The organism is Mesorhizobium sp. M7A.F.Ca.MR.176.00.0.0 (genome assembly GCF_004023165.1).
Taxonomy (GTDB): Bacteria; Pseudomonadota; Alphaproteobacteria; order Rhizobiales; family Rhizobiaceae; genus Mesorhizobium.
Genome location: NZ_RZTC01000069.1, coordinates 28,090 through 37,459 on the forward strand (window position 1 = coordinate 28,090; position 9,370 = coordinate 37,459).

Sequence of the window (9,370 nt, forward strand, 5' to 3'; positions counted from 1 at the left end):
ATTTAGCGCCCTCTAAATCAATAATCGCTCACACATTTCGTGAATTTGTGAATAATCCACCGACGGGCAGGCCTTGGCTTGGTTAGCGCTCTGAAAAGGACGCTGGGGAAACGTTAGGGTGGGATTAATGAATACGACAAACATGTCGACCATAGGCAGGCGCCTTGGTCTTTTGATGGCGGCCACCATGCTGACCTGCGGGGGTGCTCATGCGCTTACGCTCAAGGAGGCGATGGCTGTCGCGGTGGAATCCAATCCCGAGATTGGACAGGCGATCGAAAACCGCGAAGCAATCGAGTTCGAGTTGCGGCAGGCCAAGGGCCTTTACCTTCCCAGTGTCGATGTCGAGGGATCGGCTGGCGTTCGCCGGCTCGACAATTCGTCCCGGCGCTCGCTGTCGATAGAGAACGATTCGCTCTATCCGGCGGAAGCGAATCTGGTGGTGACCCAGAAATTATTCGACAGCGGAGCGCGTCGCGCGGAATTGAACCGCCAGGCATCGCGCGTCGACGGAGCGTCGTTCCGGGTGCTGGAACGGTCCGAATTCATCGGGCTGTCCGTTGTCCAGGATTACCTCGAATACATGCTGCAGGCTTCGATCGTTTCCGAAGCCAAGAAGAATCTGGGTTTCCATCAGGCGATACTCGGCGACATCCGGCAAGGCATCTCAGGCGGGGCGTTGAACGAGGCCGACCGCCAACAGGCCGAGGAGCGTCTGTTCGCGGCCAAGGCCCGCATGCAGGAGGCGACCGAAGAGCTGGAAGCCTCCAAGATCCGGTTCTTCAAGACCGTCGGCAAGCCGCTGGTCAATGCTTCGCGGCCGGGTGACGTCGCCGCCGCGCTTCCGCGGTCACTGGATGACGCGATCGGCCTGGCACGACAGAACAATCCGCGCGTTCACATGGCCACCAGCGATATCGACGCCGCGGCTTCCCTGGTGGATGCGGCCCGGGCGAAATATGGCCCTGAAGTCATTGCTGAAGGTCGGGCCAGGGCAGGCACCGACATTGACGGCGACGACGGGGACACCAATGACCTGCAGGCGCGTCTGGTGCTGCGTTGGAATTTGTATCGCGGCGGCATAGACAAGGCCAATGAACAGGAGCAGATCCGCCGCGCCAGCGAGCAGCGGCTCGCCTATCATCAGGTCTTGCGCGAAATCGAGGAAGCCGTTCGCACCTCATGGGATCGCCGTTTCCGGCAAGCCGATCTGGCGAAGACCCTGAGGCAACAGGCCGCCGCCAATGAAAAGCTGGTCGCTTCCTATCGCGAGCAGTTCAAGGTTGGACAGCGCTCGCTGCTCGACGTGCTCGACGCGCAGAATACGCGGTTCAACACGGCAACGCTGGCCGATACCGCGTCCTACGCATCGCTGTTTGCCCAGTACCGGCTCCTGGCCGCGACCGGACAGTTGCTGAAAACGATGAATCTCGAGCCGGCAAAGCAAGCGACAGCCTATGCGCGCACCGAGTTTGCAACACCGGAAACCGCGGACACCGAGACCTATGCGCGGACGCCATCGGAGCAGAAGAACGACCTGCCATTCGATATCCTCGCCCCGGTGAGGAAGAAATAAGACGACGCAAGGTCCAGCGAGCGTCCTGACGGGCAGATCGTGAACCAGCAACCCAATATCCTCTCCCCCAAGGAGGCGTTCAAGGCCTGCTTCTCGGCCGTTGCCGGATATCTCGGCAGGCCGAGCGCGGAGACCGTGCTGTTTGCCGGCGTGCCGCTCTCGGACACGCGAATTGCGGCCGACGACATCAGGCACCTTGCCGAACGCATCGGCCTGGAAGTCACCGAGTTCAACCACCGCGATTTTCTCAGGGGGCGTATCGACCTGCCGGCAATCGTCTTTCGCGTCAGCCAATTGCCGGTTGCCCTGCTCGCTCTGGGCGAAGACGATGCGTATATCACCGCGCCCCAGGAAGACGGCCGCACCACGATCGGCCGATCGGAACTGGCCGCCAGCTACATCAGCGGCGGCGCTTCCTTCTCGATCACCTATGCCAATGCCGCCGAAACCATGTCGGTCGGCTCGGCGGCCAGGATCGAGCGGAGACATTGGCTTACGGGGACGATGGGCGCTTTCTGGCGCACCTACTCAAAAGTCGTACTGGCGGCGGTGTTCATCAATCTGCTGGCCATAGCCTCGCCGATCTTCACCATGAACGTCTACGACAGGATCCTGCCGAACAAGGCAATATCGACACTATGGGTGCTGGCTCTCGGCATCGGCGCGGTCATCCTGTTCGACCTGCTCTTGAAGACGGCCAGGGCCTCCCTCATCGACTATGCCGGGCGCAAGGCGGATCTCCGGATATCCTATCTGCTGTTCGAGAAAGTGCTGAACTCGTCGCTGTCGGCGCGCCCCGGCTCGACCGGTGAATACGCAAACAGGGTCACGCAATATGAATTCGTCAGGGAGTTCTTCACCTCCAACACCATAAGCGTGTTCATCGACACGGCATTCGTCTTCGTCTTTCTCCTTGTGATCTATGCGATAGGCGGATGGCTGGTGATCATACCGGCGCTGGCCTTCGTGATGTCCGTCATCGTGGGCCTGATCACCCAGCGCCGCATCGGCAAGCGCGTCGCCGCCTCGATGAACGAAGCGTCGCAGCGCCAGGCCCTGCTGGTCGAATCCATCTCGACGCTGGAGACCATCAAGTCGCTGCGCGCCGAGGCGTATCTGCTGCGAAAATGGGGAGAGCACTCCAAGAACGCCGCCAACACGTCCGAGAAGATCAAGCAGCTTTCGGCGGCGGCGGGCAACATCACCCAGTCCATACAACAGCTGGTGACCGTCGCCCTGGTCGTGGCCGGCGCCTATGCCTTCTCGGAAGGGCATGTTTCGACAGGAGCAATCATAGGAACGGTGATGCTGGCGAGCAGGGCCGTGGCGCCGCTCGGCCAGATTGCCATAACGTTGTCCCGGTTTCGCCAGGCCATGCTCTCGCTGAGAATGGTGAACTCGATCATGGCTCAGCCGGAAGATCGACCCGACACGGTGGGCTTCGTCAACCGCCCCATCCGCAAGGGGGCGATGGTGTTCAGGAATGTCGGGTTTGTCTATCCAGGCTCGGAAAACGAAGTTCTGACCGGCCTGAATATCTCGGTCAAGCCGGGTGAGCGGATCGGCATCATCGGCCGCATAGGATCGGGAAAGACGACGATGGGGCGGCTGATCGGCCGGCTCTTCCTGCCGACTTCCGGTGAGCTGCTGCTGGATGGGATCGACATTCGCCAGTATCACCCGTCCGAGGTTCGCGCCGCGGTCGGCATCGTTGCGCAGGCCGGCGACCTGTTCTCGGGCACCATCAAGGAAAACCTCCTGATGGCATGCCCCGAGGCTACAGACGAACAGATCATCGAAGCGGCAAAGGCGGCCGGCGTCGACGATTTCGTTTCACGCCACCCGCGCGGCTACGACATGAATGTCGGCGAGCGCGGCACCAATCTTTCCGGTGGCCAGAGGCAGACGGTGGCGATCGCACGCCTGCTGCTGACCAAACCGAAAATCGTCTTTCTGGACGAGCCGTCGGGCTCGATGGATCTCGCATCGGAACGCCAGTTGATCAAGCAGCTCAAAGTCGCCTTCGACCGCGACACCACGCTGATCGTCTCGACACATCGCTTCAGCATGCTTGAGCTGGCCGACCGCCTGATCGTTATCGAACAGGGCAGAATCGTTGCCGACGGACCGAAGGACCAAGTCATACAGGCGTTGCAGAAAACAAGCGCCTGACAAAACAAATATTGCTGCATCCAATGCGTTGGGGCGTGGGAAATGCTTGCCAGAGAAGATCGACCGCCGCTGTTTGCGTCGGCGTCCATATTCATCATCGGAGCGCTCTTCGTGGTCTTCGTCGCCTGGGCGTCCTTTGCCGAAGTCGATGAGATCGCACGCGGCGACGGCAAGGTCATACCCGCTTCCAAGACCCAGATCATTCAGGCGAGTGAAGCCGGTGTCGTTCAGGAAATCGCCGTGACGATTGGCCAGGTGGTCAAGAAGAACGATCTCATCATCCGCCTGGACAACACGCTCAACACGTCCAGTCTCGGCGAGCAGCAGGCCAAGGCGCGCGCGCTGGAAGTGCGCATAGCAAGGCTGAAATACGAACAGGCCGGCAATCTCTCGGGCCCATTTCCGTGCCCGCAGGACATCCAGTCGGTCGCTCCGCAAATCTGCGACAATGAACAGAAGCTGCTCATCGCCCGGCGCGGGAACTTCGACAACAAGCTGTCCGTGCTCAAGTCACGCCTCGACCAGCGCGAGAGGGAACTGGCCGAGGCGCAGGCCAATTCCGATCGTCTTACAAAGAACCTGGTCGTCAGCGACCAGGAGGCAAAATTGGTCGACGCGATGGTCAAGAAAGGCCTGATGGCGCGGACCGAGCAACTCCGGGTGGAGCGCGAACAGACCGAGCTCAACGGCCAGCTGAACCTTGCGGGCGAAACGATAAAGAAGATCAAATCGTCGATCACGGAAGCCCAGCTTCAGGTCGAAGAACTCGGCCTGCAATTGCAGCAGGAGGCGTTGGACGACCTTACCCAGGCGTTGGCGGAACTTTCGGTGGTGGATGAAACCATAAGGGGAGCCACCGACAAGGTCGCGCGCACCGATATCCGGTCTCCCGTGGACGGCATCGTCAACACGCTGGAGTTGAACACGGTGGGGGCCTTCGTCCAGCCTGGCGCGGTCGTTGCGGGCATCGTGCCAACCTCCGAAACGTTGCTGGTGGAGGCACGGGTCTCGCCACGGGATGTCGCGTTCATCCGTCCCGATCAGGTAGCCCTTATCAAGGTCACTGCCTATGATTTCTCGATCTTCGGCGGCATCGAGGGCAAGGTCTCGAACATCACAGCCGACAGCCTGGTCGATCAGAAAACGGGGGAACCCTACTATCAGGTGCGTGTGGCGACGGACAAATCCACCCTTCAAAGAGACGGCAAGGCCTATTCGATCATCCCTGGAATGATCTGCTCGGTCGACATCAAGACCGGGCGCAAGACGATCCTGCACTACCTCCTGAAGCCGATCAACAAGGCGCGCGAGGAGGCGATGAGTGAGCGGTAGCGCCAGCCTTCATCATTCCGGTCGGCTGCTGCCTCCAGTCGCCGCCGAGGATTTTGGACTGGAATTCCGGGTTGTGGCGCGCGGCGGCATCCGGCGCGGCATCCGTTTGGAGCGGGCATTCTGGATGTCGCTGAAGCAGATGGCCGAAAGCAGGAAGTGCACGATCGGCATGCTCATCGACGAGATCGCCGAAAGCCAGGCACAGACAGGCAATTTGACATCCGCGATCCGGGTGGCCTGCATGCGTGGATTGGGTGACGAAAACCTGACCCTGCGAAAGCTTGCATCGATCAACACCATCAACGCCATACTGGTCGCTTGCCCGTCTCCCGCCTTTGCCCTGGCTTCGTCGAAGAAGATCCTGTCGTTCAACGCGCCGTTCCAGCAACTCGTCAAACGTCAATTGCCGATCGCCCCAAGCGATGACGCACGCCACGATCTCAAGCTGGCGCTGGACCTCAATGTGTCCGACATATTCGCGCGGCTCGATGCCAATGGCGAATCGCCGGTGGCCACCGGTTTTGTCATCGGCGCGGGCGACCGTCGATACCGGGGACAATTGAATGCGGTGCGGGCTCCGGTGCTCGAGCCGGAGCTGCTGATGGCGTTCGTCTTCGGCGGCTAGAGCAGTTCACCGTTACACTTACCGGAGTTGCTCTGGATGCATCGCCAATGCTGGCGAACCTATGGCTGAAAGCCTTCGCCGGGTGCGACGGTTGCGAAACCGCCCTTGATGTCGGCCATCTGGGCTCCGCCCGGTCTTGAACCGTGGATCCAGGCCCGGTCCGTGCTGAACGAATAGAGCGGAACGTAATCCGGAAGATCGCTGTCACGCACGACAGTGTTGCTGAGGCTGTCGAGAATGAAGGTGCCGCTGCCTGTGCTCACCGACAGCACTGCGTGAAAGAAGCCTCTCTTGCGATCCTGGAGGACGACAAGCGCCATGCTCTGCGTCGGAATGCCGGCCCTCAGCAGGGCCGTCATCTTGAGGATGGCAAAATCCTCGCAATCGCCGGCTCGCCGCTCGAGAATCTCCGAAGGCTTCGCCCAATAATCGAGCTTGCCGTAGACGACGCTGTCTTTCCTGTAGGCGATCAGGCGATTTACGCTGCTGTTGACGAAGGACAGCTTCTCGCTGAATCCCTTGCCTTGTGCGGCGGCGATCATGCCGGCAAAAGCCGCGCTCTTGCGCTCGCAGGGGCTGCCTGCCGAACAAGCGGCGATTGCCCGGTAGACGGGCGCCCAGCGAGCCGCGACGGGAAAATTGCGCATGGACAAGGCAACCGATCCGAACACCCCCGGAATGATCGACGCGGTCTGCAGCGGATCTATCCCGGCGTCATCTCGCGCCGTTGACGAGCCATCCCCGCGGCCAACATCTGGGCCATAGCTGCCGGTGACCAGACCGATCCGGTAAGCGCCCGCAGGCGGCCAGGGCTGGGGCCTCGCCAGCGAAACACCGCCGAGACTGGGTGGCGTCTGGACCTTCTCCTGAGGCCAGCCGGGTGCGGCGATATCGCTCGCGAATGACGGCCCCGCCAAGCCGACAAGCCCGATTGCCAGCAGGAGCATCTGGAGCCGGGTTTTTCCCGGAACTGATTTTTGCTTTTTCATAACGCCCACCTTTGACTGTGGACGCTACCAATCTTGTCTCAAATTATTGGAAAGGAAGGTGGATAAATATCCAGCAACTGTCTTTATCCATTTTGCTTAAAATTTTATTCAAATTTATACTTTGGTTTACCGGAAAATTGCCGCCCAGCTATCCGTCAAGGAGGTCTCCAGAAACCTACATATAACCGGTTATATTGTAGCGGTTTACCACGTGTAAAAAATGCCGGGCAATGCATATCATAATATATGAAATAGACTAGGGGGCAGTTGCAAAGTAGAAGTGGCCGCTGTCTCTATCCGGTAAATATCGGAGGGGTTTCAGCCATGACGAACAATATCGAGTTGGACAGCTTTTCGGCTTCCTTGAACGAGCATTCCGTGTCCAATGAACACGGCGATCAGGCATCACCGGCGGAGATCCGGGTCGCACAGGCAAATTCGACGCAGCCCGCGCCGGCAGCGTCCGAACCGGTGCCGGTCGATGTCGGCGGCGGAGCGCCTGTCAAGCCGGAAGCCCCCGCGGAAGCAAAGGCACCGCCGGCAGCCGCGCCGCCCGAATATGTAGCCGACGCCAGCCATGTGGTGAGGCTTCCGGCCAACGCCTCCATCGACAACATCAAGGTCGACGGCCAAAACCTTCTGCTCGAACAGGCCGACGGCTCGGTGATCGTGATCAAGGACGGCGCCCTCAACGTGCCGACCTTCATCATCGGCGACGTCGAGGTGCCGCGCGTTGCGCTGCTGGCGGCGCTGGAAGCCAGCCATGTCGATGTCGCCTTCGGCGCCGACGGTTCCATGTCGGCTGGTCCTGGCGGTTCGAATTCAAGCGCAGGCGGAGATTTCTCGGTTCCCCCCGGCGGTATCGGCGACGGGTTCGACCTGTCGGCACTGCTGCCACCGACTGCCTTGCAGTTCGGGCTCCTGGAGCGGCGCGAATTGTTCCCGTCCATCGTCGACAGGCAGGTTTCAGTGACGGCCACGTCACTGCTTGCCCCGACCGAAGCGGCCAGTGAAACCGGTCTTGACGGCGGTGGGGCGCAATCTCCGGGCAGCGAAGCGCTGACCGACAATGAAACGTCCAGCACTGGAACGATCAGCATCGACGCGCCTGATGGAATTGGGTCGATCGTCATCAATGGCGTCACCGTCACTAGCGTCAACCAGCAGATCCCGGGAGAGTACGGTTACCTGACGATCGTCTCCTTCAATCCGAGCACCGGTGCTATCGAATACAATTACACGGTCACCGAATCGGTCATTCATACCGATCAGACAGCCGGCTATGATCCCAACAACGACACCGTCCCGGACAATTTCAGCATCACTGTCACGGATGTTGACGGCGATTCGGCCAGCACGACCTTTGCCGTCGCCATCGTCGACGACGCGCCGACGGCGGTTGCCGATACGGACAGCGTGACGGAAGACGGTGCGACGGTCGCGGACGGCAATGTCATTACGGCCAGCGGCGGCGCGGACGCGAATGTGACGGACGGCGTTGCCGACGTTAGGGGTGCGGACGGGGCGACGGTAACGGGCGTCGAGGCAGGCACGGTTGCATCGGCCTCGGGCCATGTCGGTTCGGCCGTGGGGGGCAGCTACGGTTCGATCACGATCGATGCAGACGGCCACTACAGCTACACGCTGAACAACGGCGCCGCGGCGGTCCAGGCGCTGACCAGCGGCCAGCATCTGACGGACACGTTCACCTACACCCTGACCGATGGCGACGGCGATACCTCGACGACAACGGTCGAGATCACCATCAACGGCACCAACGACGTGCCGCAGGTCGTCGTCAACCAAGGCAACCCGGCTGGCGCGCATGACCAAGTCTATGAAGCAGGTCTGGCGGCGGGTTCGGCGGCCGGCGACGGGAGCACGGTGGCAACAGGCACCTTCACGGTGTCGGACGCCGACGGGCTCGACGATGTGCAGACCGTCACCATCGGCGGCGTCACGGTTGCCATCGGCAGCCTCAACGGTTCGGCCTTCCAGGGCGACCACGGCACGCTGCTGATCACCGGCTACAACCCGGCAACCGGTGTTGCGGCCTATCAGTACACACTGACCAGCACGACGACGGACGTTCCGGCAGTCACCGAGACCGACAGCTTCTCGCTCACCGTCTCGGACGGCACATCGTCGTCGGCCCCGGCGGCCATCGTCATCGACATCGTCGACGACGTGCCTAATGCGGTCAACGACACCAACAGCATCAGCGAAGACGCGCTCTCGCCGGTCAACGGCAATGTGCTGACCAACGACCTTCATGCCAACAACCAGCCGGGCGCCGACACGCCGACGAGCTTCGTCAGCTGGGATGGCTCGACGACGGGCGCACACGGCACCTTCGTTGCCAATCCCGACGGCACCTACACCTACACGCTCAACAATGCCGATCCGGCGGTGCAGGCGCTGGACGCCGGCCAGACGCTGACCGAGACCTTCAACTACACGATGAAGGATGCCGACGGCGACACCGATACGGCAACGCTGACCATCACCATCAACGGCACCAACGACGTGCCGCAGATCGTCGTTGACCAGGGCAACCCGGCCGGCGCGCATGACCAGGTCTATGAGGCGGGTCTGGCGGCGGGTTCGGCGGCCGGCGACGGCAGCACTGTGGCGACAGGCACCTTCACTGTGTCGGACGCCGACGGGCTCGACGAC

The 9,370-nt window shown here is 61.1% G+C and carries 6 protein-coding genes; 5 read left to right on the plus strand and 1 reads right to left on the minus strand.

Going from position 1 to position 9,370, the window contains the following annotated elements; translation table 11 throughout:
• Positions 1-127: 127 nt before the first annotated feature.
• The 4 genes from EOB59_RS21870 to EOB59_RS21885 are packed head-to-tail and all read left to right on the plus strand — an operon-like array spanning position 128 to position 5,705.
• The gene (locus EOB59_RS21870; protein WP_127809450.1) at positions 128-1,576 is read left to right on the plus strand and encodes a TolC family protein; all 1,449 of its coding nucleotides are present in this window, start codon (positions 128-130) and stop codon (positions 1,574-1,576) included.
• A 39-nt stretch (positions 1,577-1,615) separates the two neighbouring features.
• A complete protein-coding gene (locus EOB59_RS21875; RefSeq protein WP_127271964.1) occupies positions 1,616-3,748 on the plus strand; it encodes a type I secretion system permease/ATPase in 2,133 nt (710 codons plus the stop codon).
• A 42-nt stretch (positions 3,749-3,790) separates the two neighbouring features.
• Positions 3,791-5,080 carry an HlyD family type I secretion periplasmic adaptor subunit gene (locus tag EOB59_RS21880; protein ID WP_127271967.1) on the plus strand — a complete coding sequence of 430 codons (1,290 nt, stop codon included), beginning with the start codon at positions 3,791-3,793 and terminating at the stop codon, positions 5,078-5,080.
• Entirely contained in the window at positions 5,070-5,705 is a 636-nt protein-coding gene (locus EOB59_RS21885) for a ribbon-helix-helix domain-containing protein (RefSeq protein ID WP_128289220.1), read from the plus strand. The genes EOB59_RS21880 and EOB59_RS21885 overlap by 11 nt, the downstream gene beginning before the upstream one ends.
• A 59-nt stretch (positions 5,706-5,764) precedes the next feature.
• On the opposite strand, the gene EOB59_RS21890 is transcribed toward EOB59_RS21885, so the two are convergent.
• Positions 5,765-6,694, minus strand: a complete 930-nt coding sequence (locus EOB59_RS21890) for a transglutaminase-like cysteine peptidase (RefSeq protein WP_128289221.1) — start codon at positions 6,692-6,694, stop codon at positions 5,765-5,767.
• A 324-nt stretch (positions 6,695-7,018) separates the two neighbouring features.
• Between EOB59_RS21890 and EOB59_RS21895 the strand changes: the two genes are divergently transcribed.
• Positions 7,019-9,370 (plus strand): VCBS domain-containing protein (locus EOB59_RS21895; RefSeq protein WP_206622064.1); only part of this gene is annotated, 2,352 nt, incomplete at its 3' end.

What these genes read in the sequence shown, in the direction of transcription:
- EOB59_RS21880 (WP_127271967.1), top strand. Translation starts at nt 3,791, where the DNA reads ATGCTTGCCAGAGAAGATCGACCGCCGCTGTTTGCGTCGGCGTCCATA.
- EOB59_RS21890 (WP_128289221.1), bottom strand. Translation starts at nt 6,694, where the DNA reads ATGAAAAAGCAAAAATCAGTTCCGGGAAAAACCCGGCTCCAGATGCTC.
- EOB59_RS21870 (WP_127809450.1), top strand. Translation starts at nt 128, where the DNA reads ATGAATACGACAAACATGTCGACCATAGGCAGGCGCCTTGGTCTTTTG.